Origin of the sequence: Acinetobacter sp. AOR18_HL, from assembly GCF_027855145.1 — a bacterium.
In the GTDB taxonomy this organism is placed as follows: domain Bacteria; phylum Pseudomonadota; class Gammaproteobacteria; order Pseudomonadales; family Moraxellaceae; genus Acinetobacter; species Acinetobacter pittii.
On the sequence record NZ_JAKTIG010000055.1, the window covers coordinates 30,985 to 53,068 of the forward strand.

General features: G+C 39.2%; 20 protein-coding genes and 4 tRNA genes. 11 read left to right on the plus strand and 13 right to left on the minus strand.

Annotated features, from left to right (window positions below):
• Positions 1-22: 22 nt before the first annotated feature.
• The gene (locus tag MKL51_RS13595) at positions 23-913 is read right to left on the minus strand and encodes an SDR family NAD(P)-dependent oxidoreductase (protein ID WP_002116932.1); all 891 of its coding nucleotides are present in this window, start codon (positions 911-913) and stop codon (positions 23-25) included.
• A 274-nt stretch (positions 914-1,187) separates the two neighbouring features.
• Positions 1,188-2,465 carry an O-acetylhomoserine aminocarboxypropyltransferase/cysteine synthase family protein gene (locus MKL51_RS13600; RefSeq protein WP_017481748.1) on the minus strand — a complete coding sequence of 426 codons (1,278 nt, stop codon included), beginning with the start codon at positions 2,463-2,465 and terminating at the stop codon, positions 1,188-1,190.
• 295 nt (positions 2,466-2,760) lie between these two features.
• On the opposite strand from MKL51_RS13600, the gene ettA reads away from it, so the two are divergent.
• On the plus strand, positions 2,761-4,422 hold the full coding sequence (gene ettA, locus MKL51_RS13605; RefSeq protein ID WP_005067029.1) for an energy-dependent translational throttle protein EttA: 1,662 nt from the start codon (positions 2,761-2,763) through the stop codon (positions 4,420-4,422).
• A 44-nt stretch (positions 4,423-4,466) separates the two neighbouring features.
• On the opposite strand, the gene MKL51_RS13610 is transcribed toward ettA, so the two are convergent.
• Both MKL51_RS13610 and MKL51_RS13615 read right to left on the minus strand, forming a co-directional pair.
• Positions 4,467-4,850, minus strand: coding sequence for a tetratricopeptide repeat protein (locus MKL51_RS13610; RefSeq protein WP_002116715.1), 384 nt, complete (start codon positions 4,848-4,850; stop codon positions 4,467-4,469).
• Between the two features lie 340 nt (positions 4,851-5,190).
• Entirely contained in the window at positions 5,191-5,883 is a 693-nt protein-coding gene (locus MKL51_RS13615; protein WP_017481747.1) for a hypothetical protein, read from the minus strand.
• Positions 5,884-6,031: 148 nt separating this feature from the next.
• Between MKL51_RS13615 and MKL51_RS13620 the strand changes: the two genes are divergently transcribed.
• From MKL51_RS13620 to MKL51_RS13660, 9 genes are all read left to right on the plus strand, one after another.
• A complete protein-coding gene (locus MKL51_RS13620; RefSeq protein ID WP_002116970.1) occupies positions 6,032-6,430 on the plus strand; it encodes a cation efflux protein, CzcI-like in 399 nt (132 codons plus the stop codon).
• A gap of 56 nt (positions 6,431-6,486) precedes the next feature.
• On the plus strand, positions 6,487-6,681 hold the full coding sequence (locus tag MKL51_RS13625; protein ID WP_005067033.1) for a hypothetical protein: 195 nt from the start codon (positions 6,487-6,489) through the stop codon (positions 6,679-6,681).
• Entirely contained in the window at positions 6,672-7,289 is a 618-nt protein-coding gene (locus MKL51_RS13630) for a methyltransferase family protein (RefSeq protein ID WP_017400516.1), read from the plus strand. The genes MKL51_RS13625 and MKL51_RS13630 overlap by 10 nt, the downstream gene beginning before the upstream one ends.
• Positions 7,290-7,433: 144 nt before the next feature.
• Positions 7,434-7,607 (plus strand): hypothetical protein, encoded by a 174-nt coding sequence (locus MKL51_RS13635; RefSeq protein ID WP_017400515.1) that lies wholly within the window; start codon positions 7,434-7,436, stop codon positions 7,605-7,607.
• A 196-nt stretch (positions 7,608-7,803) separates the two neighbouring features.
• Entirely contained in the window at positions 7,804-8,196 is a 393-nt protein-coding gene (locus MKL51_RS13640) for a cation efflux protein, CzcI-like (RefSeq protein ID WP_002116733.1), read from the plus strand.
• A 57-nt stretch (positions 8,197-8,253) separates the two neighbouring features.
• Complete coding sequence (locus MKL51_RS13645; RefSeq protein WP_017481745.1) at positions 8,254-9,663, plus strand: TolC family protein; 1,410 nt, start codon at positions 8,254-8,256, stop codon at positions 9,661-9,663.
• Entirely contained in the window at positions 9,663-10,871 is a 1,209-nt protein-coding gene (locus tag MKL51_RS13650; RefSeq protein WP_017481744.1) for an efflux RND transporter periplasmic adaptor subunit, read from the plus strand. The genes MKL51_RS13645 and MKL51_RS13650 overlap by 1 nt, the downstream gene beginning before the upstream one ends.
• Positions 10,861-14,019: an efflux RND transporter permease subunit gene (locus MKL51_RS13655; protein ID WP_017481743.1), complete on the plus strand. Its 3,159-nt coding sequence runs from the start codon at positions 10,861-10,863 to the stop codon at positions 14,017-14,019. The genes MKL51_RS13650 and MKL51_RS13655 overlap by 11 nt, the downstream gene beginning before the upstream one ends.
• A 132-nt stretch (positions 14,020-14,151) precedes the next feature.
• Complete coding sequence (locus MKL51_RS13660) at positions 14,152-15,108, plus strand: cation diffusion facilitator family transporter (RefSeq protein ID WP_017481742.1); 957 nt, start codon at positions 14,152-14,154, stop codon at positions 15,106-15,108.
• Positions 15,109-15,128: 20 nt separating this feature from the next.
• On the opposite strand, the gene MKL51_RS13665 is transcribed toward MKL51_RS13660, so the two are convergent.
• Positions 15,129-15,467 (minus strand): hypothetical protein, encoded by a 339-nt coding sequence (locus tag MKL51_RS13665; protein WP_002117013.1) that lies wholly within the window; start codon positions 15,465-15,467, stop codon positions 15,129-15,131.
• Between the two features lie 273 nt (positions 15,468-15,740).
• Between MKL51_RS13665 and MKL51_RS13670 the strand changes: the two genes are divergently transcribed.
• Positions 15,741-16,688 (plus strand): hypothetical protein, encoded by a 948-nt coding sequence (locus MKL51_RS13670; RefSeq protein ID WP_017481741.1) that lies wholly within the window; start codon positions 15,741-15,743, stop codon positions 16,686-16,688.
• A gap of 91 nt (positions 16,689-16,779) precedes the next feature.
• Here the strand turns inward: MKL51_RS13670 and MKL51_RS13675 are convergent.
• The 8 genes from MKL51_RS13675 to MKL51_RS13710 all read right to left on the minus strand — a co-directional run bounded on the left by MKL51_RS13675 (position 16,780) and on the right by MKL51_RS13710 (position 21,810).
• Positions 16,780-16,855, minus strand: a tRNA-Glu gene (locus MKL51_RS13675).
• A 29-nt stretch (positions 16,856-16,884) separates the two neighbouring features.
• Positions 16,885-16,960: transfer RNA gene (locus MKL51_RS13680), tRNA-Glu, on the minus strand.
• A gap of 121 nt (positions 16,961-17,081) precedes the next feature.
• Entirely contained in the window at positions 17,082-17,981 is a 900-nt protein-coding gene (locus MKL51_RS13685) for a PGAP1-like alpha/beta domain-containing protein (protein WP_078210317.1), read from the minus strand.
• A 120-nt stretch (positions 17,982-18,101) separates the two neighbouring features.
• Positions 18,102-19,523 carry an amino acid permease gene (locus MKL51_RS13690; protein ID WP_025466636.1) on the minus strand — a complete coding sequence of 474 codons (1,422 nt, stop codon included), beginning with the start codon at positions 19,521-19,523 and terminating at the stop codon, positions 18,102-18,104.
• Positions 19,524-19,651: 128 nt separating this feature from the next.
• Positions 19,652-19,727: transfer RNA gene (locus MKL51_RS13695), tRNA-Glu, on the minus strand.
• 25 nt (positions 19,728-19,752) lie between these two features.
• A tRNA-Ala gene (locus MKL51_RS13700) sits at positions 19,753-19,828 on the minus strand.
• A 57-nt stretch (positions 19,829-19,885) separates the two neighbouring features.
• Positions 19,886-21,394 carry a glutamate--tRNA ligase gene (gene gltX / locus MKL51_RS13705; RefSeq protein WP_017400508.1) on the minus strand — a complete coding sequence of 503 codons (1,509 nt, stop codon included), beginning with the start codon at positions 21,392-21,394 and terminating at the stop codon, positions 19,886-19,888.
• 116 nt (positions 21,395-21,510) lie between these two features.
• Positions 21,511-21,810 carry a hypothetical protein gene (locus MKL51_RS13710; protein ID WP_002116889.1) on the minus strand — a complete coding sequence of 100 codons (300 nt, stop codon included), beginning with the start codon at positions 21,808-21,810 and terminating at the stop codon, positions 21,511-21,513.
• Positions 21,811-22,084: the final 274 nt, after the last annotated feature.

Here is a 22,084-nt window from a genome sequence, read left to right on the forward strand (position 1 = left end):
TTGTTATGCGTTTAACTCAAAATTACCAGTGTTCACCTGGGAAAATACGTGCATAAGCTTTTTGTGCCCAGTTTAATTTCTCTGTTTTTTGTCCCTTCGCTGCATCTGAACTTGGGAATAAACGGAAACCAATCGACATAAACATATTATTGATGCCTGGCGCTACAGAATAAGTCATTGAAGCTAAGCGGCCTAAGTTGGTTGCCATACGTTTCGGACGTTTCACAATTGCATAAGCAATTAAGTCAGCAGCCTGCTCAGGTGAAAGGGTTGGGACATATTTATAAATTTTAGTTGGTGCAATCATTGGGGTACGAACCAATGGCATATAAATTGAAGTAATTGCGATTTTGTGTGCATGAACTTCGGCCGATAGACAGCGGCTAAATGCATCAAGCGCTGCTTTAGAGGCGACATATGCAGAGAAGCGAGTAGCGTTTGCTAACACACCAATCGAGCTAATGTTAATGATTTGTCCATCTTTACGCTGAATCATATGCGGCAAGATATTGAGAACTAGCCGAACCGCGCCAAAATAATTTAATTGCATCGTGCGTTCAAAGTCATGAAAACGATCATAAGACTCATGTACAGCACGGCGAATAGAGCGACCTGCGTTATTAATTAAAATATCAATGTGATCCACAGTTGCTAAAATTTCTTTAGAAACTTGGTCAATCATTTCCATATCGTTGAGATCACATGGGAAAATTGATGCCTTACCGCCACGTTTTTCGATATCTGCTTTTACTTCTTCCAAAGTTTCTTGAGTACGGGCAACCAGTAAAACATGGGCACCAGCATCAGCAAGTTTGTTTGAAATCGTTAATCCGATTCCACTCGAGGCGCCTGTCACTAAAATGACTTTATCTTGTACCTTTTCCTGGAACAGAGCTTCTAATTTTTTATTCACAGCATTTTACCTAAGTAGGGGCAGGGACTATTTATTCCGGTATGTAATTTTTATTTTTTACAACCGTAGATTCATCCAGATGAACTCATAAATATTGTCTTTATCTTAATAGATGTTTAAAAATTGTCTAGTCTGTAAATATATGAAATTTAACAATTTATTTAGAGTAAAAACTCTAAAATAGTATCTTAATCCATTAATTATTTTAGTTATAAAATGAACAAGAAAATGAAAAAAGCCTCTATTTCCAGAGGCTTGATAAATAGTTTAAAAGTTATACAGCTGAAAGTGCTTGTTCTAAATCGGCAATTAAGTCATCAATATGCTCAATTCCAATGGAAAGACGAACCATATCTTCACTTACGCCAGCAGATTTAAGCTCTTGTTCATTGAGCTGACGGTGAGTCGTAGTTGCAGGGTGGCAAGCCAAACTTTTCGCATCACCAATATTCACCAGACGAGTAAATAGCTGAAGTGCATCGATGAATCGAGTACCGCCTTCACGCCCATCTTGTACACCGAAAGATAAAATTGCAGAAGGTTTACCTTTTACATATTTTTGAGCAAGCTGGTGCTGCGGATGATCTTTTAAACCTGCGTAATTCACCCATTTTACTTTTGGATGGGTCTGTAAATACTCTGCAATTTTTTGCGCATTTTCAGTATGACGCTCCATGCGGAGATTTAGAGTTTCGAGGCCTTGTAAAATCAAGAAAACACTGAGCGGGCTAATTGCAGCACCTGTATTACGCAATGGTACAACGCGAGCTCGTGCTATATAGGCAGCCTCACCTAATGCCTCAACATAATTAACGCCGTGATAACTTGGGTCTGGCGTGTTCAAAACTTTAAAACGCTCTGGATATTTACCCCAAGGGAATTTGCCGCTATCGATAATCGCGCCACCAATGCTATTACCATGTCCACCAATATATTTGGTAAGAGAATGAATAACGATATCGGCGCCATATTGAAATGGTTTTAATAAGGCAGGGGTGGCAACCGTATTATCGACGATGACAGGTACGCCATATTCATGTGCAATTTTTGAAATTGCTTCTAAATCGATAATATTTCCGAGTGGATTCCCAATTGATTCAACAAAAACAAGTTTAGTCTTATCATCAATTAAGTTACGTAAGCTTTCCGGCTGTTGATAATCAAAAAAGCGAACTTCAATGCCTTGTTTTGGTAAGGTGTGGGCAAATAAATTATAAGTTCCGCCATATAAAGTTGAGACGGAGGCAATGTTGTCTCCTGCTTCAGTAATCGTTTGGACAGCATAGGTAATCGCTGCCATTCCAGAAGCCAAGGCTAAAGCACCAATTCCGCCTTCGAGTGCAGCAAGGCGTTGCTCAAGAACAGCAGTGGTCGGGTTCATAATCCGGGTATAAATATTGCCCTGAACTTTTAAATCGAAAAGGTCGGCACCGTGCTGTGTATTATCAAATGCATATGAAGTGGTTTGATAAATAGGGACCGCAACCGCTTTTGTTGTTGCTTCGGGTGAGTAGCCAGCGTGAATTGCTAATGTTTCATCTTTATAAGTCATGATTACTTCATCTTCGTGAGTTAAATATTGAGCGAGTCTAGCTTAAAAGTTAAATAGAAAATTGCACAAATTCTGGTTTGTTTTCTAATTTTAGGAATAAAGATAGAAAAATATACGCTGAAACGTTGTATAAATCTTATCCATAAACATTTTGCAACTTATTGAAAAAGAAAATTGTTTGATAAATCCGTACGATGGAAATCATAACTTCAAGTTGTTGGGGTTTTCAGCGTATAATACGCGCGATTATTTATCGCTTATGCGATGTATTGGTTTTTCAATTGAGGAGTCCTGCGTGGCCCAATATATTTATACGATGAACCGAGTGTCTAAGATGGTTCCGCCAAAGCGCGAAATCTTAAAAGACATCTCTTTATCATTTTTCCCGGGTGCCAAAATTGGTGTACTCGGTTTGAACGGTGCAGGTAAATCTACCTTGCTTCGTATTATGGCTGGCGTAGATAAAGATTTCTCTGGTGAAGCTCGTGCACAACCTGGAATTAAAATCGGCTATTTAGAGCAAGAGCCACCTCTTGATCCGACTAAAGACGTTCGTGGTAACGTTGAAGATGGCGTGCGTGAAGCTTTAGATGCATTAGAGCGCCTTGATCAGGTTTTTGCAGAATATGCAGATCCGGATGCAGATTTTGATGCACTTGCAAAAGAGCAGGAAAAATTAGAATCAATTATCCATGCTTGGGATGCACATAACTTAAATAACCAGCTTGAAATCGCGGCAGATGCCTTGAACCTTCCAGCTTGGGATGCAGACGTAACTAAGCTTTCAGGTGGTGAACGCCGTCGTGTAGCACTTTGCCGTTTATTGCTTTCGAAGCCAGACATGTTGCTTCTTGACGAACCGACGAACCATTTAGATGCAGAATCTGTTTCTTGGTTAGAGCGCTTCTTGAAAGATTTCCCTGGCACAATCGTTGCGATTACGCACGACCGTTATTTCTTAGATAACGTTGCCGAGTGGATCTTGGAGCTTGACCGTGGACACGGTATTCCTTACCAAGGTAACTATTCTTCTTGGTTAGAGCAAAAAAATGCTCGTTTAGAACAAGAGCAGAAACAAGAAGAATCTTTTGCTAAAGCATTGAAAAAAGAACTTGAATGGGTTCGTTCAAATGCGAAAGGTCAGCAAAAGAAAAACAAAGCGCGTATGGAGCGTTTTGAAGAGCTTAACTCTAAAGAATTCCAGCAACGTAATGAAACGTCTGAAATCTACATTCCACCTGGCCCTCGTTTGGGTAATAAAGTTGTGGAAGTGGAAGGTATCAGCAAATCATTTGACGGCCGTGTATTGTACGAAAACTTATCGTTTACTGTACCTCCAACAGCAATTGTAGGTATCGTTGGTCCAAACGGTGCGGGTAAAACAACATTATTCCGTATGATGACTGGCGAACAGCAACCTGATACAGGTACTGTGACTTTAGGTGAGTCAGTTAAAGTGGCTTACGTAGGGCAGATTCGCGACACTCTAGACAATAACAAAACTGTTTGGGAAGAAGTGTCTGGTGGTTTAGATATCTTGAAAGTGGGCGATTATGAAATTGCTTCACGTGCTTATATCGGCCGCTTTAACTTCAAAGGTCAAGACCAGCAAAAACGCGTAGGCGAATTGTCTGGTGGTGAGCGTAACCGTTTACAACTTGCGAAAATTTTACAGCAAGGTGCAAACGTTATCTTACTGGATGAGCCATCAAACGACTTGGATATTGAAACTTTACGTGCGCTTGAGGATGCAATTCTTGTATTCCCAGGTACGGTAATGGTGGTATCGCATGACCGTTGGTTCCTTGACCGTATCGCGACACACATCTTGTCATTCGAAAATGAACAGCCAGAATTCTACACAGGTAACTATGCAGAATATGAAGCATACCGTCAGTCACGTTTAGGTGAAGACGCTGTTCAAAAACGTACTAAATACAAAAAAATTAGCGGATAATCTCTGTTAATTTAAAAAACCAGCCTAAGGGCTGGTTTTTTATTTTAAGAAAATGCGAGCTTGCTAAACGCTTCTTGTAAGCAGCGTTCAGCATCGGGATGTCCCTGACTTGCTGCTTTTTGTAGCCATTTTTCAGCTTCACGATAATTTTTATCTAATCCAAATTGACCATTTAGATAACCGATACCAAGCTTAAAAGAAGCGTCAGAGCTACCACGTAAAGCTGCTCGTAGGTAGCACCACATAGCATTTCGATCGTTAGGAGTTACATCTAACCAGTTTTGCATACGTTCATGGTCTTGCTCGGCTAGTTCCTCAAAGCGTAAACCCTGTTCAATTTCATCAACTGCTTGTGAATGCATATCAGAAGGTAAGTTTTCAAAAGCAAACAAGTGATTAAGCCTATACTTGATTGATTTCATATTCATGATAGTCTCCCTTGTTCCTCAATTTAATTGAATTGACTCACACTTTTAAGCTAGTCCCTTATATTGAAATATTATGTTTTTTTTTGTAAATGTGATATAGCGCATTTGGATGAAAAATAATGAAGTTTTGGCTTACATAAAAGTTACACGTGTTTTTACGCTAAGTGAAACTACTATGAGAATAGTGGCATTCTTAAGGGAAATTAGAGCTTTTAAAATTAAAAAATAGCTATTATTTAACGTAAAAGACTTTTGAGAAAATTTATAAATATCAAACAAAAGAAATTTCTTTAAACAAAACTAGCTTAAGAGCTAGTTAATTAGTTTTGCCCAGGAACTTCTATTTTGTAAAGTTACCTCGTAAGTCTGCCCAGATCAGAGAAGGGGCCACCGTGACCACATCAAATGCCATCGCTAACGGATAAAGTGCCATACGGGTCGCCTTTTTCAAAGGATGTTTTTTGGTAATTTTATTTTCCTGTTGCAGGATAATTGGATAAGGTTGCGCTAAGGTTTTTTCGACTTTTTTAGCTCCCTGTGATTGATAAAGCTGGCCTTTAAAGAAAATATTGATATAGGGATAAGGTGCTGTTTGCTGATTTTGAATAATATCGAAATTTTGTCTAAAGCCGAGGGATTTTAATAAGTCTTTTTGCGAGTCATTTAAATCAACCATACGCGTTTTATAGCGTATTTGTAAAACACCATGAAAATGATTTGGGTCATCCATGGTCAGTACCAGTGGGGACGGATTGGTCAGACTTCGCTGATCTGCTGGGATTGCATGAAGAAGTTTTGATAGCTCAGCGCTTCCCTCGGTCATTAAGTAACTAAAATCTTGGCCTACAAAAATGATCCCTTGTTCTTGCTGGTTTTGAACAGCTTGTCCTAAAGCAATGATTTGATCTTTTGCTAAAAAGATTTTCTCGGTTCTTGTGGTTTCGTCAGGTAAGGCTTCTGAAAGTAATGTCGTGGCACAAGCACTCAAATTTAAACAGACGACAACAAGTAGAGTAGAAAATAGTTTATACATTGCAGGAACTCAAAACAGGAAATTAATTTTTCTAAAGAAAAAACTTTTTTAAAACAGCGATAAATTAACCAAAAATCATTTTGTAATTTTATTACATTGGTATCGCTTGCTATAGTGACTTTGTGCAATTTACTGTCATGGTGTACCGTTGCCACGTTCTACAGTTTTTATGTCCGTCTTGTTTAGTTTGCTTATATTCCAAAGCTTATGGAATGTGGCAGCGGCATTTTGCGTGCATAAAAATCAGGAAATGGCATTACAACATTTCGGTCATCATGCAGATTTAAATGTATATCAATCTTCAGACCATATGCAGACTGAACATGTGGGTATTGTAGAAAATTCTGATAATGCTCTATTAAGCTGGCAAGATCATCACGATCATTTACCTTCATGTTTTCATGTAGTGATGACTGAAAATGCACAACAAGCTCAAGAACCTTTTGTGCGTGTACATGAGCTTTCACAAATCTATTACTGGTCTAATTCTTATCAGTCTCCGTATCTTGGCTCTTTAAATCCCCCTCCTGTCTTAACCCTGCTATAGGTGGGGTAGCCGAAAAATAACCCACCAGAAATTTATTTATTTCAAAGGGTTATTTTATGCTTAATTATATGTGCAAACAAAGCGCAGCAATCTTCTATGTAGATTACTCGCTTAAACATTCACGTCTTTATGTTAATGACAAGGCGGGATATAAGGTTCTGTCAAATCTTTCGGGAAAACAAAAATATCATTTTAATGAGTCGGTTATCTCATCTCTGATGATTCACAGTGATGGAGGTTTATGGAAATGAATATTTTATTTTCCCCCCGTGTTAGAACTGTGAGCTCCCGAGTGATTGGGCTGATTTTAGCTATTATTCTTGCTTTAAGTTTTAGTAAATGGCATTTCCAAGCGGCATTTATAGAACATATTTTATGGTTCTTTGGATGGTTTTTTGTGGGCATCGGAGTAATGGGAAGAATATGGTGCAGTCTTTACATTTCCGGATTTAAGAATGCCAAGTTGGTGACAGACGGTCCCTATTCTTTATGTAGAAATCCACTCTATCTGTTTAGTTATCTGGGTGGAGTCGGGATCATGTTGATTACAGAGACGTTTATCTTTCCAATAGTATTCACGCTTTATTTTCTCTGTTACTACCATTTTGTTATACGCCAAGAAGAAGCATTCCTGAGTGAAAAATATGGAACTGCATATTCAGATTATATAAAGACAATTCCACGCTTTTTACCAAGTTTCAAAAATTTTAAAGAGCCTGAGTTCTATCAGGTTTCACCGAAGCATTTCCGTATTTTTTTGACGCAGGTGGTGTGGTTTATCTGGGTTGCGGCCTTAGTCCAACTTTTTGATGAGTTGCGACTGCACGGTGTTCTCCCTTCATTATTTAGTTGGTTCTAAAAATGAAATGAAAGTATATCCGCATGCTTCTTAGAGACTCAGAAGATTTGTCCTGAATTGATTAACTAAGGTATGCGAAAAATTAATTTTATTTCTGGGCTAAGTCCTTAAATAAATTAGGAATATTTAGATCTGGTGATTATTATGTCTATTAAACTAAATACAAAATCGGTTTTGATGGTTTTACTTCTTTCAACAAGTTTGGCTCATGCTGATGGAGGGTTAATATTCCTCGAAAAGAATATTAAGTCTAAGCAAGAAACAAAAGCTAAAGCTGAAGAAAGTAAGAACCCTCATTTAACTTGTAAGCGTAAATAATTTCTTTTGTAGGAAACTAATTACTTAATAATTAGTTTCCTATGAGTAAAGATAGAGATTCTTAATGATTTATTCTTATCTTTACTCAGGCGAGATTAGAATCGCTTCTATACTGCTACTTATAGATGTAATTTTATTACATGCCCACTGCCTGCTATAGTGGCTTTGTTCAACTTCTTAGTTTAATGGTGTGCTGTTGCCACGTTCTGCACTTTTCATGTCCGTCTTATTCTGTTTGCTTATATTCCAAAGTTTATGGAATGTGGCAGCGGCATTTTGCGCCCATGAAAATCAGGAAAAGGCATTACATCATTTTGGTCATCATGCAGCGTTGAGTTATGAAGCTTCACAGCATAGCCATACGGAAAAGACAGATATCGTAGGGACTCATAAAGCTCCCTTAAACTTGTCCGATCATCATGACCATTTGCCTTCATGTTTTCATGTTGTGATTGTAGAAGCACAAGAAAAACTTGTTTCACCGTTAATACAGTCATCTGAGCCAAAACAACAATATTATTGGTCCAATTCTTATAAGTCCCCTCATATCTCTAAACAAGACCCGCCTCCTGTTTTAACCCTGCTATAGGTGGGGTAGCCGAAAATTAGCCCACCAGAAATATTATTTATTTCATAGGGTTATTTTATGTCTATTTTTTTATACGAAAAAAGTTTCGTTAGTCTGAGTACATCTTGGGTATTTAAATCATTAGTTGTTGCTGTTGCACTTTCAACTGGTGTCGTAACAAACGCAGCCAGTTCAAATCAGAACCTTGCTGAGAATACACAACCACAGCGTGTACAGAATGTTTTAACGTTTGAACAGGTGCTCGATCAGGTTAAGCAGTTTCAGACTCAAACAGGAATTTGGCAAACTCAACAAGATATCGCCGCGAGCAATATCAAACAGAGCCAGCTATGGGAAAATCCGACGGTTTCTGTACAGCAAACGGGTTTTAAATCTGGAAAAGATCAGGAATTAGAACTTGGGATCTCGCAAAAACTAGATATTTTTGGTGTACGTTCCGCAGCAAAAAAACTAGCAAGTGTTCAGCAAAATCAAGTTGAGTTAAATCAGGTTTTATATGAGGCTCAACTGAAGCTGGCGGTAAAATATTTATGGTCACAAGTGTCTATTTTAGAGCTTGAACATGAAGTTGCTAAAGCCCAGTTAAGAACGAGTAAGAACCTTTTAGATGCTACCCGTTTACGCTTTCAGGCAGGAAGTATTGCTCAGGTTGATTTAGATCGAACTCTTATGACGCATGTTGAAAATCAGCGTTTATATCAGGAAGTTGAATTATCACTGAGTAGTGCTAAAAGAAAATTGGCTAACTTATGGGGTGAGACAGAAGATAACTTCACGTTACGTCCAGATATAAAAAGTGCGTGGCCTTTAAAAAATGAAAGTGATATCGACCAATATTTAAAACAGAATTTGTTAGAACAGTCCCTACTGCTTCAAGCAATACAACAAAATTCTGAAATTAATTATTTAAAGGCAAAAAATCGGCCTACGCCTACTGTAAATATGGGTGTGGTTCGTAGTAAAACCGCAGAAACGAGCAGTACCGAAAATCAGATTCGAGTAGGTATTGCAGTTCCTTTAAATATTTTTAATCGCCAGCAATATACACTCAAAGTTGCTCAAAGCAAACTCGATTTAATTGACCAGCAGCAAAGCTTTTATAAAAAGCAAAGCGAGAATTCTATCCGTACTCTACAGTACGAGTTAGCGGGTTTAAAGCAGCAGTATAATTTAATGAATGAGCAGCAAATCCCTTTATCAGAGACGGTACAAGAGAAAATGTTGCTTGGCTTTAAGGTCGGTAAATTTGCAATTACTGATGTCCAGCAATCTACCCTTCAATTACAAGAACAACGTTTGAAAAAAGTTCAACTACTTAAATCTGCTTGGCAAAAAGCAATTGAGGCAGAAAGTTTAGCTCTCGGGATTGATCCAAATATGGTGATGTCTGGAGATGCATTAAATCAAATTAATCAAAATTTATGGCAAGACACCTATAAGTTGCCGACAGTTGGAGGGGCAGAGTAATGTCAGTTAAAAAAATGAAAAACCAATGGTTTATTGCTATTTTGCTGCTGATCGTCTGCCTTGCTTTAAGTGCTTGGTTATTTTTCTCTGGAAAAAAACAGCCTAATACTGATGAAGGTGAAGAAGAGCATGCAGAGGGTGAAGTTGGTCATGAAGAATCTGAAAAAGAGGAAGGCAGTGTAAATCTCACGTCTAAGCAACTGGTTGAATATGGAGTGAAGTTAGAGCAAGTAGGACGTGGAGAAGTTGAGCAGAATCTCTCGTATCCTGCCAAACTTGTTGTAAATACAGACCAGCAAGCACATGTCTCTTCAACTTTTTCTGCGCGTGTAGATAGTGTAAATGTTGCGTTGGGACAACAAGTTGAAAAGGGTCAGGCGCTTGCGACTTTATTTGTACCTGATTTAGTCGATCAACAAGCTAACTTAAGCATGGCACAAGAAGCACTGACATTAGCCCAGCAAGATTATCAACGTGAAAAACAATTGTGGGAACAAGGGGTTTCAGCACGTCAAGATTATCAGAAAGCTTACAATGCTTATCGTCAGGCGCAAATTCAGGTACAAGCTGCAAATAGTCGTTTAAGTGCCTTGGGAGCGAATCGCTCAAGTAAAGGCCGATATGTTTTAACTGCGCCTTTAAGCGGTGTAATCAGTAATAAAGATATTGTGATTGGTGAGCAAATTGGTCCTGAAAAACAGTTATTTGTTATTGATCGCCTAGATCAGTTATGGGTTGAATTTGTGCTACCAAGTGCAAATACTAATATTCAGCCTAATCAGGAAATTGAATTTAAATCACTGCAAACGAATAATATTTTTAAAGCACAGGTACAAAGTTTAACTTCAGAAGCAGATACTCAAACTGGTCGTCTACAGGTTCGTGCCAAGGTACTCACACCTTCAAAAGAATTACGCCCTAACTTAATGGTCAATGTGTTACTTAAACAAAATAATGCAGCGACTGTATTACGGGTTAATAAGACAGCGATACAACAGATGGATGGCAAGAATGTCGTCTTTGTTGCAAAACAGGAGAAAGATAAAATTCATTTTGCTCCTGTTGCCGTTGAGTTAGGCAATTATTCTTCAGATGCACAATGGGTAGAAGTTAAATCAGGAATTACTGAAAAACAGCAATATGTGACTCAAGGTAGTTTCTTGCTTAAGTCCGAACTTGAAAAAGGGGAGGCTGAGCATGGACATTAATAAACCTGATTTGCCAAAGGCTGAAGGTTTGTTTGATCGAATTATTCAGTTTTCAATTAACAACGCCATTTGGGTCATGATGTTTGTTATTGCTTGGATTGGTGTCGGAATTTATAGCTATCAAAAACTTTCAATTGATGCTGTGCCTGATATCACCAATGTACAGGTACAAATCAATAGTCAGGCCAATGGTTTTACAGCACCAGAAGTTGAGCAAAGGATTACTTATCCGATTGAAAATGCCATGTCTGGTATTCCAAATCTGGAACAGACTCGTTCAATTTCCAGATATGGTCTTTCTCAGGTCACGATTATCTTTAAAGATGGTACTGATATTTACTGGGCAAGGCAGCTGATTAACCAGCGGTTACAAGAGGCTAAGAGTGCTTTACCCGATAGCATTGATCCGCAAATGTCTCCAATTTCAACTGGACTCGGTGAGATTTATCAATGGGTGGTAAAAGCCGAGCCAAATGCCAAAAAAGCAGATGGTTCAGCCTATAGCGCGATGGACCTGCGTGAAATTCAAGACTGGATTATTCGGCCCCAGTTACAACGTGTACAAGGGGTAGCCGAGGTGAATAGCATTGGTGGATATAACAAAACCTATGTGGTCTCTCCAGATCTGACACGGTTACAGCAGTTGCAGATTCCACTTACCGACTTACAGGATGCGCTTCAAAATAATAATGAAAACCGAGGTGCTGGATTTATTGAAGAGAATGGCCAGCAACTCACCGTTCGTGTTCCCGGCATGCTGACGTCAATACAAGATATCCAGAACGTTACGGTCGCCACTAAAAATAGTTTACCTATACGGGTTGCCGATGTAGCCTCAGTATCGATTGGTCATGATTTGCGTACAGGTGGTGCTACCTATAATGGACAGGAAACTGTTTTAGGTATCGCCATGATGATGATGGGTGAAAACAGTAAAACTATTGCTAAGGCGATTGACGATAAAGTTCAGGAAATTCAAAGATCGCTCCCTCAGGGCGTTGTGATTGAAACAGTCTATGATCGTAGTAGCCTCGTAGATAAAGCGATTAAAACAGTAGCTAAAAATTTGATTGAAGGGGCGATTTTAGTCATCGTTATCCTTTTTATTTTTTTAGGAAACTTTCGCGCCGCTTTAATCACTGCTTGTATTATCCCATTGGCAATGCTTTTTACCTTAACAGGTATGGCGGAACAAAAAATCAGTGCCAACCTGATGAGTCTGGGCGCTTTGGACTTCGGGATCATTGTTGATGGGGCCGTTGTTATTGTTGAAAACTGTATTCGGCGTTTAGCTGAAGCGCAGCATTTAAAAGGTCGCTTATTAACACGTTCCGAACGTTTCACTGAGGTCTTTCTAGCGGCTAAACAAGCACGCCGACCATTAATATTTGGTCAGATCATCATTATGGTCGTGTACCTACCAATTTTTGCTTTAGCAGGCGTTGAAGCAAAGATGTTTCATCCTATGGCAATGACCGTTGTCCTAGCATTATTGGGAGCAATTATTTTATCTGTGACCTTTGTTCCGGCAGCAGTAGCTCTGTTTGTTACGGGTGAAGTGAAGGAAAAAGAAAGCCGCTGGATGATGACGCTGAAAAAAGGTTATGCAGGCTTACTCGATAAAGCATATGCCTTTCGATATGTTGTTGTCACAGCAGCGGTCAGCATCTTAATTTTGACAAGTGCTATTGCAACAAGAGTGGGGAGTGAGTTCGCACCTCAACTCAGTGAGGGTGATTTTGCATTACAACTCATGCGTGCACCGAGCACAGGCATAGAAGAGTCGCTTAAGATTCAAGAGAATGTAGAAAAGCAGTTACTCAAAGCTTTCCCTGAAATTAAAGCCATTTTTGCAAGAACAGGAACAGCCGAGGTTGCTACCGATGTCATGCCTCCAAATATTTCCGATGGTATTGTTCTATTAAAACCACATGATCAATGGCCAAACCCTAAAGAAACAATAGATGAATTGCGTACCAGAATGCTGCAATTCGTGAATCAGATTCCTGGTAATAACAGTGAATTCTCGCAACCGATTGAACTACGTTTTAATGAACTCATTTCAGGCGTCCGTAGTGATATCGGGGTGAAAGTTTTTGGGGACGATATGCAGGTCCTCAATCAGGAAGCGGAAAAAATAGCCCAACAGCTACGTAGCATTCCAGGTGCCAGTGAAGTCAAAGTTGAACAGACTGACGGTTTGCCATTACTCAATGTTGATGTTGATCATGCTCTGGCTGCCCAATATGGATTATCAGTCAAGTCTATTCAGGATATTGTCGCTGCGAGTATTGGAGGACAAAGCGTAGGGCAAATTTTACAGGGTGATAGACGTTTCGATTTTGTGATTCGTTTGCAGGAAGACATGCGTACGCCTCAGCAGCTAGCACAATTACCGATTCGCTTACCAAACGGCGGTCTGATCCAGTTACAAGACGTTGCCAAGGTTGAGAATATTCTGGGCCTTGCTCAAGTGAGCCGTGAAAATGGCAAACGCCGAGTGATTGTGACAGCAAATGTGCGTGATCGTGACCTTGGGTCTTTTGTACAAGAGATGCAAAGCAAACTGGCGCAGCAAAAGCTACCTAGCGGTTATTGGTTAGGTTATGGAGGGCAATTTGAGAATCTTGCTTCTGCCACTGCAAGAATGCAAATCGTCGTACCGATGGCGCTCATCATGATCTTTGTATTGCTGATGGCGGTATTTAGTAACTTTAAAGATAGTTTACTTGTATTTAGCGGGGTTCCTTTCGCTTTATCTGGTGGATTAGTAGCTTTATGGCTGAGAGATATTCCGCTTTCTATGTCTGCTGGAGTCGGGTTTATCGCTCTATCAGGTGTTGCGGTATTGAATGGTTTGGTCATGCTCACATTCATTAAAGAGCTAAGAGCAACTCTAGATGTTCATGCTGCAACTTGGAAAGGTGCTGTACTGCGATTACGCCCTGTATTAATGACGGCATTCGTTGCTTCCCTCGGTTTTATTCCAATGGCTTTGGCAACTGGAACGGGTGCAGAGGTACAACGACCTTTGGCAACGGTAGTAATCGGTGGCATTATTTCATCTACGATACTAACGCTGGTTTTATTGCCAGTCATTTATCGATGGATGAATGAAAGCAAGACGAATAAAGTTGAGCATTCATAATGTCATCGATTTGAGATATCTTTTTTGATGCAAAAGTTTGAGTCAGAAAAGTATTTGAAACAGGTAAAGGTAAACATGAATTCATGGTTACTTTTACCTCACCATAAAGATAAATAATAAGGAGTCCGCAAAATGGGTGGACAACATGGTCATGACCATAGTCATGCTGTAGTGACTGAAGGTAATGCCAAGAAACTAACGATTGCCTTGGCGCTTACTACGACATTTTTAATTGTTGAGGTCATTGCAGGTTTAATCACACAAAGTCTGGCATTGCTCTCTGACGCTGCGCATATGTTTACAGATGCAGCTGCTTTGGCAATTGCTCTGGTCGCAATTCAGATTTCAAAACGTCCTGCCGACAATAAACGTACTTTTGGTTATCAGCGCTTTGAAATTCTGGCAGCTTTATTTAATGCACTTATGCTTTTCGTGGTGGCAATTTATATTTTATATGAAGCCTATATCCGGTTCTCTAAGCCGCCCGAAATTCAAAGTGTAGGTATGCTGGTTGTAGCGACTATTGGTTTAGTAATTAACCTCATTTCAATGAAACTTTTAATGTCGAGTGCCAATAACAGTCTAAATGTGAAAGGTGCTTATCTAGAAGTATTGAGTGATGCACTAGGTTCAGTAGGCGTTATTATTGGTGCGATTATTATTTACTTCACTAATTGGTACTGGATTGACACGCTTATTGCAGTACTGATTGGATTTTGGGTATTACCAAGAACATGGGTTTTACTTAAGCAAAGTATTAACATTTTGCTCGAAGGTGTGCCAGAAGAGGTCGATATTGAGAAGCTACGTGCAGATTTACTTTCTTTAAATGGTGTGGAAAGTATTCACCAACTCAAAGTGTGGGCGATCACTTCTAAAAACATCCATTTAACAGTGCACTTATTTGCGCCTGAAGCTGATCGTACCAAGTTGTATCAAGATGCTGTTGAAATGCTTTCCCATGAACATGGTATTGGTGAAGTGACATTGCAAATTGAGGACGATGCAGAAATCAATTGTCAGCATATTGCTCAACATGCTTCGCATAAACATGATGATGCAGATAATGCACATTCACATCAGCATTGAGCTGATGTGAACAGTTTTTTTTAAATTTCCCATTCGTTATTGCAGTCACGGCATTTCCAGTGTTTTTGTGACTGCATAAATGCTTGCATAGACAATTTGAAATCAGGCAAATCACGCCAGAACATAAAACCTGCCCCTACGGTAACCACAAATGCAACTACTGTTGCGATTTGAAGAGAACTACCTGCACCATTGCCAAAAATCCACATAAAGATGCTAATGACTACTAACAGTAAAAGCACAAAAATTGCAGGAATCAAGATAACCAGACTTTTAGGAACGACAGGTTTTGCGCTGTTAACGCCTTGGCTCACAGGCATAATTTTAACACTTTGACATTTAGGGCAACGATATTGCATGGGAACTCCACATTTAGTTTAAATCTATTCTAACGGAAATGTGCAGAAAGAAAAAAATTTGTAATATATCGATGAAATGCATTGAGTTAGCAGAAAAACTACTTATGAATAAACAAAGAAATATAAAAAACGGATGATTTATCCGTACACATAAAAAATAAAATAATATTGTAGAGCATGCTAATCTACAGAAAAATGAAGTGTGATTAGCACAATAAATGAGCTTAAATACTCGAATAGGATGTGGGATAAATATAAAAAGGAGAGAGGGACTTGGGTCAACAAGATGACAATAAGTCGCAGCCTACAACGACAGCACCGGTTTTAGCTACCCCAGATACTGCTAAACCGTCATTATCTCGTCGATTACTGCATAAGACATTGCAACATGCCCAAGATGCAGTTGGGTTTGCTAGCGACACGACACGTAATATTGCAGAGGTTGCTGATGCTGCTTTGGGCGCGCTCGATCAAGTAACTACGCATACACGACGTGGAGTTGTCGGAATGACAAATCTGGCAGCAGGTACTGTAAGAGATATGGTGTCTGAAACCAGTGAAACAGCACGTCAAGTCGCGTTGATTATGGCGCGAACTTTTTTAGGCAAAAGTACCTTAACGTTGTACTTACCCGAAATGTTATTAAATAATCAGATTCGTAAGCGCATAGATCGTTCTGAAATTGATGATATTAAAATCAAGTGCGGCAATGACAGTTTCCAAGTCGAGATCGATGGGCATTATCATCGCTTCATGTATCGTTTGAGTTTAGATTTTAAAGTATTGGAATGCCGTATTGGGCAGGAAAAATTCTTACGCTTGCGTCAAATGGATGAAAGTCTTGATGTCCAGATTCGTCATGGCGGCACCTTGTCAAATTGGGCTGTGCGACGTATTGGTCGAGTTGGTTTCGAAGTGGTAAATATGTTGCCTATTCCATCACTTATTAATCATTTGATTGGTGATATTCCCGGAATCCAACGCGATGGGCATCGCATGTGGTTTATTGACCTAGAGCAAGCAGGATTTATTGACTTTATTAACAACCGTTCATGGATGGTTGAAAAGCTTCTGAGTTTGACTGATTTTAGTATTTTACCAGGCTTGAATATTTTGAGAGAAAGTCGCGAGCTTGTGCAGCAGCTCGTAGATCAGTTTGAAATTAGAGGACTACGAGTGCAGTCAGGTCGCCTTGAAGTACAAGTAGGAATTGCGGGTTGATAGAGCATATGAAAAGCTAATCATTGATTGGCTTTTTATTTTTTTAGGCAAGAAAAAAGCCACTGACGTTATGCAGTGGCTTTTTAGAATTTGGCGTCCCTACGGGGATTCGAACCCCGGTTACCGCCGTGAAAGGGCGATGTCCTAGGCCTCTAGACGATAGGGACTTATATGAGGCATACATCTGAAAAAATATTGGCGTCCCTACGGGGATTCGAACCCCGGTTACCGCCGTGAAAGGGCGATGTCCTAGGCCTCTAGACGATAGGGACGTTTCAGAGGTGGGCGTATATTAGGTCGATTTAATAAAAGTGTCAAATAGTTTTCTGAAGAAATATTAAAAAAAACAGTCAAGCGATTAAAAATAACTCAAATTGTAGAAAATATATACATTTAGCCTTCATTTTTCTGAAAAGGCTCAATAATTGCCTTTATGACCGACGGATGTTGTAGATACCCTAAAATCTCATGAGGTTGGTTGGCGAAAGTATAAATTTTCTGATTAATAATGGCAGGTTCAAAATTAAATGGGGCTTCGCACAATGGAAATGCGGTCAAAAAATCATCTTGAGAGTAAAAATTAAACCAATCACCGTAAATACATGGCGGTCTAGAAATTGGACTCGGGAGCTTACTTTGAATCACGCGAAAAGATAAAGGGGAAGCTAGGGTGATAAAACGCTTAACTGAGAATTGATAAGATGGATCTGATAATAATTGGAAAGCGATAACTGAACCAAGAGAGTGTCCGACCACAATATAATCTTCGTCTTCTCGCATTTTCTTTAAAATTCTTTGATGTACTTCCTCCATAAACTCTGGGTTAGATAGATACATATAGGTTTCGATGAGGAATTGTTGAATCAAACTTTCATGCAGTTTAGGAAAGTTATTTAATAAAACAACTAGTTCTTTCAGTACACGATCTTTAACTAATTGAGAAGTGAGATAAAGCCGTTCTGAGAAGCTTTTATCAGCTTGATCGGTTGAGGGACGTAACAATGGAACAAATGGAGTGTGCTCTCTAGTCGGAGGATTACTTGGGTGTAAGTTAATAGGGAAATAATTATTAAAAAATGACTTAGGTAACAAAGTGTTAAGATCTAATTGGTTACTTAACTGGTATTTGGTCATTAAGTCGCCATAAAATGGCATGTGGATATGAAGATCCCGGACATTAACTCTGCAAGGCATTTGTTTTAAGCCCAGCTTAAACACTTTTAACCAATGCTCTTTCAAGCGATGTGCTGTGTAGTTTTGTTGATTCATCCCATGGATAAATATAATTTTCATTCTATACAAGATTTTGTTTTTAATATAAATTTTAATCTACAACGGTATGTTATTTAAAACCAGTATATAGGCAAAAAAAAGTGTAGCTTTTTGCTACACTTTAATTGAATAACGACGCGTTTAGCCTTTATTGCGATAAAAAATAAAATAACTGACATAACATAAAGCTGTAAAAATAAGACAGCCTACAAAACCAGCGCGCATTTCAGGGTCTGCTGCCATACTCAAGCAAGTAATAAAACAGAAAACAAAACCTAAAATTGGCACAATAGGGAATAAAGGCGCAGCATATTGTAAGTCTTTAACTGTATGTCCTGATCTATACCATTGGCGGCGGAAATTGAACTGACTTAAACAAATGCTCATCCATACAATGACCATGGTAAAAGCCGCTACACCAAGCAGATTCTTAAAAATAGTCTCGGGTGCAAATTGCTCTGATAACAAACCTGGAATTGCACCGAACATAGTTACAACTAGAGCTACGATTGGTGTTCCACTTTTTGATAAAGTCGCAAACACACTAGGTAGTAATTTTTGTTCTGACAGAGACCACATCATACGTGAAGCTGCATATAGGCCAGAATTGGCTGCTGAAAGCAGAGCTGTGATGATTACAAACCTAATAATGTCATCCGCATATGGAATGCCAATATAATTAAATACCGTCACAAAAGGACTGCTACTTACACCGTCACCGCCTAAACCCGCAAGTTGGAAAGGAAGTAAAGCGCTAATAACAATGATGGTACCCACAAAGAAAATAAGGAGGCGCCAGATCGCGGCATTAATCGCTTTTGGTACATTTTGAGCCGGATCTTTTGTTTCGCCAGCTGCTACACCAATTAATTCGGTTCCTGAGAAAGCAAAGTTAACAATTAACATGGTCGTAAAAATAGGAATTAAACCATGAGGGAACCAGCCTTGAGCCGTAAGATTGCTAAAGAGTGGAGCAGTCTGGGCACCATGGAATGGAATTAAACCAAAAATTGCTAATAGGCCGAGCACAATAAAGGCAATCACGGTAACGACTTTAACAAGAGCCAGCCAAAACTCAGATTCAGCAAAAATACGAGTTGAACTAATATTTAAGCCAAAAATAGTAACTGCAAAAATAATTGTCCAAATCCACATAGAAATCTGTGGAAACCATTCTTGCATGAGTAGAGCTGCGGCAGTGAATTCAGTTCCAAGCGTTGCAGTCCAGGTGAGCCAGTACATCCAAGAAATCATATAGCCAGTACTTGGACTGATATATTTTTTGGCATAGGCACCAAAAGAACCTGAAACAGGCATGTGTACAGCGAGTTCTCCTAGGCAGAGCATGACCATGTAAGCGATCGCGCCACCAAGAATATAGGCAATAATTGCGCCAATAGCTCCAGTTTGTGAAATGACTTCCCCTGAACCTAAAAATAGACCAGTTCCGATTGCTCCGCCCAGTGATAGCATCACAAGATGGCGCGTACTCATGGCTCTTTTTAAAGGTGCAGTACTGTTCTGATGCTGATGAGCATCTAGTTGATTGTCAGATGGCTGCATATTACACATTGAGAGAATTAAGAAAGACGCTATTTTAGATAAAATAGACAAATGTGCAATCTAGAAAGAGATAAAGAATAAACAGTAAGGTGACGATAGAGTCTTTTTATAATTTTTAAAGCAGAATATGGCGTCCCTACGGGGATTCGAACCCCGGTTACCGCCGTGAAAGGGCGATGTCCTAGGCCTCTAGACGATAGGGACTTGATGAGGCAAACACAAATGAGCGTGGTGGAGTCAAGCGGGATCGAACCGCTGACCTCTACAATGCCATTGTAGCGCTCTACCAACTGAGCTATGACCCCAGTTTGTGTGAGCGCAATCTTAGGGTGAATGCGCTCACACGTCAACAAAAAAATGAATTAAACTTCGCTAGTTGCGTCATTTTTCGGCAATTTTAAGCTCTCATTGAGTTTTTCCCAATTTTTAACTTCTTTCTTGCTCGGTCCGCCCACAATTTCTAAGGCATGACGTAAGCGAGCGAAAGTTAAATCAGGCCCAAGCGTAACCATTGATTGCATCACTGGTGTTGAACTCGTTGAACCGGCAATTGCGATAAAGAACGCTGGCATGAAATCACGTAGTTTAATGCCCATCTGATTCGCAAGATCCATTAGGGTTTGGCTAACGGTGTCATTATTCCAAGTAAACTGACCTTCAAGACGCCAAATTGCAAATTGTAAACTTTGACGAACTTGCTCTTGAGTCAATTTTTTACTTTCAAACATTTCAGCAGTAATTTGTGGCATATGGTTAAAATAAAAACCAGCCCAATTCACAGCTTCTGAAAGTAAATTAATACGTGGTTGAATAGCGGCAGCAATGTCTTCTAAAGTGCTGCGATCACTCTTCCATGTTAATAAACGGTCTAATAATTGACCTGGAGTTAAACCTTTAATCCATTGGCCGTTAAGCCAGTTCAATTTTTCAACGTCAAAAATTGGTCCGCCTAGTGATACACGCTGAATATCAAAGTTATCCATCATGTCTTGTAATGTGAAAACTTCTCTTTCATCTGGCATTGACCAACCCATACGGCCTAAATAATTTAACAAGGCTTCTGGTAATACACCGATATCGCGGTAGTAGTTTATTGATGTTGGATTTTTACGTTTAGATAGTTTTGATTTATCTGGGTTACGTAACAGTGGCATGTGGCAAAGAGTTGGCATTTCCCAACCAAAATATTGGTAAAGCAACTGATGCTTTGGTGCAGATGGAAGCCATTCTTCACCACGCAATACATGAGTGATTTCCATTAAATGGTCATCAACAACGTTAGCTAAATGGTAAGTTGGTAAGCCATCTGTTTTAAGAAGGACTTGCATATCGACTTGAGCCCAAGGAATTTCAACTTCTCCACGTAGCAAGTCATTAAATTTACAAACACCTTCTTCAGGCACTTTCATACGAATGACATGAGGTTCACCCGCTTCAAGACGTCGAGTCACTTCTTCTTGAGAAAGTTTTAAACCGCGGCCGTCATATTTTGGTGTTTCGCCACGTGCTTGTTGTTCAGCACGCATTTGGTCAAGTTCTTCTGCTGTTGCAAAACAGTAAAAAGCATGACCTTTTTCAACAAGTTCTAATGCGTATTGCTTATAAATTCCCATACGTTCAGATTGGCGATAAGGTGCATGTGGGCCACCTACATCTGGACCTTCAGACCAATTCAAACCTAACCAACGTAATGAATCCAAAATCATTTTTTCAGACTCTGGTGTAGAACGAAGTTGGTCTGTATCTTCAATCCTTAAAATAAATTCTCCACCATGTTGTTTCGCAAAACACATGTTAAATAAAGCAATGTAGGCTGTGCCAACATGAGGAAAACCGGTAGGGGAAGGTGCAATACGAGTACGAACTTTCATAGATAATGGGTCAGAATAAAAATTGAAACTATTATAACGAAAAAGCCCAGTATTCTGACGTTTTATTTAACGTCAGGCTGGGCTAAAACTGAAACGAAGAGGGGGTGTTTCAGATTTTAAGAAGCATGGGGCTGAAAGATTGCCTGAACAAAACGTGAAAAACGTTCGTGTTGTGCAGCAAGAAAATTTTGAGTTGGTGTAACGCGAATCGTATTTAGAACTTTAAGCTCATCATTTGTAGAAGGTAACACAATAGGGTTACGTTTCTGCTGATCTAAAGCTTTTTCAATAAGCGAAGTCTGTTTCTCTGAACCAGTTTTGCTTGGAGTATCTTTAAGTACTGCTGCTGCAGAAAACTGTGATGCCAAACTCAGCACCAAACTTAAGCTTAAAGCTTTTCCATAATGAATTTTCATTGTTAATCATCCCCTCTGTTCATTACATTTCATCTATTTTTTGAGTTTAACAAAATGTAAAATTACGGTAATGCTACGATTTAAACATAAATATTAATAAAAAAGTGGAACTGTGTCACACTTTTTACAAAATTTACCTATATTTTAAACTGGTCGACTCAAATGTAGACCATATGTATCCTTTACGCTTCATTATTTAACAAATTAATGTGTAGATAAAGTGAAGGTCCTAAATAAGTTGTAAGAATAATTACAAAATTTTTCAAAAATGAAA

Excerpts from the sequence above, each read along its gene's own strand:
- gltX (WP_017400508.1), bottom strand. The coding sequence starts at position 21,394 with ATGAAAGTTCGTACTCGTATTGCACCTTCCCCTACCGGTTTTCCTCAT.
- MKL51_RS13635 (WP_017400515.1), top strand. The coding sequence starts at position 7,434 with ATGTCTATTAAACTAAATACAAAATCGGTTTTGATGGTTTTACTTCTT.
- MKL51_RS13660 (WP_017481742.1), top strand. The coding sequence starts at position 14,152 with ATGGGTGGACAACATGGTCATGACCATAGTCATGCTGTAGTGACTGAA.
- MKL51_RS13625 (WP_005067033.1), top strand. The coding sequence starts at position 6,487 with ATGCTTAATTATATGTGCAAACAAAGCGCAGCAATCTTCTATGTAGAT.
- MKL51_RS13645 (WP_017481745.1), top strand. The coding sequence starts at position 8,254 with ATGTCTATTTTTTTATACGAAAAAAGTTTCGTTAGTCTGAGTACATCT.
- MKL51_RS13630 (WP_017400516.1), top strand. The coding sequence starts at position 6,672 with ATGGAAATGAATATTTTATTTTCCCCCCGTGTTAGAACTGTGAGCTCC.
- MKL51_RS13710 (WP_002116889.1), bottom strand. The coding sequence starts at position 21,810 with ATGAAAATTCATTATGGAAAAGCTTTAAGCTTAAGTTTGGTGCTGAGT.
- MKL51_RS13600 (WP_017481748.1), bottom strand. The coding sequence starts at position 2,465 with ATGACTTATAAAGATGAAACATTAGCAATTCACGCTGGCTACTCACCC.
- MKL51_RS13615 (WP_017481747.1), bottom strand. The coding sequence starts at position 5,883 with ATGTATAAACTATTTTCTACTCTACTTGTTGTCGTCTGTTTAAATTTG.
- MKL51_RS13665 (WP_002117013.1), bottom strand. The coding sequence starts at position 15,467 with ATGCAATATCGTTGCCCTAAATGTCAAAGTGTTAAAATTATGCCTGTG.
- MKL51_RS13690 (WP_025466636.1), bottom strand. The coding sequence starts at position 19,523 with ATGCAGCCATCTGACAATCAACTAGATGCTCATCAGCATCAGAACAGT.
- MKL51_RS13655 (WP_017481743.1), top strand. The coding sequence starts at position 10,861 with ATGGACATTAATAAACCTGATTTGCCAAAGGCTGAAGGTTTGTTTGAT.
- MKL51_RS13685 (WP_078210317.1), bottom strand. The coding sequence starts at position 17,981 with ATGAAAATTATATTTATCCATGGGATGAATCAACAAAACTACACAGCA.
- MKL51_RS13650 (WP_017481744.1), top strand. The coding sequence starts at position 9,663 with ATGTCAGTTAAAAAAATGAAAAACCAATGGTTTATTGCTATTTTGCTG.
- MKL51_RS13610 (WP_002116715.1), bottom strand. The coding sequence starts at position 4,850 with ATGAATATGAAATCAATCAAGTATAGGCTTAATCACTTGTTTGCTTTT.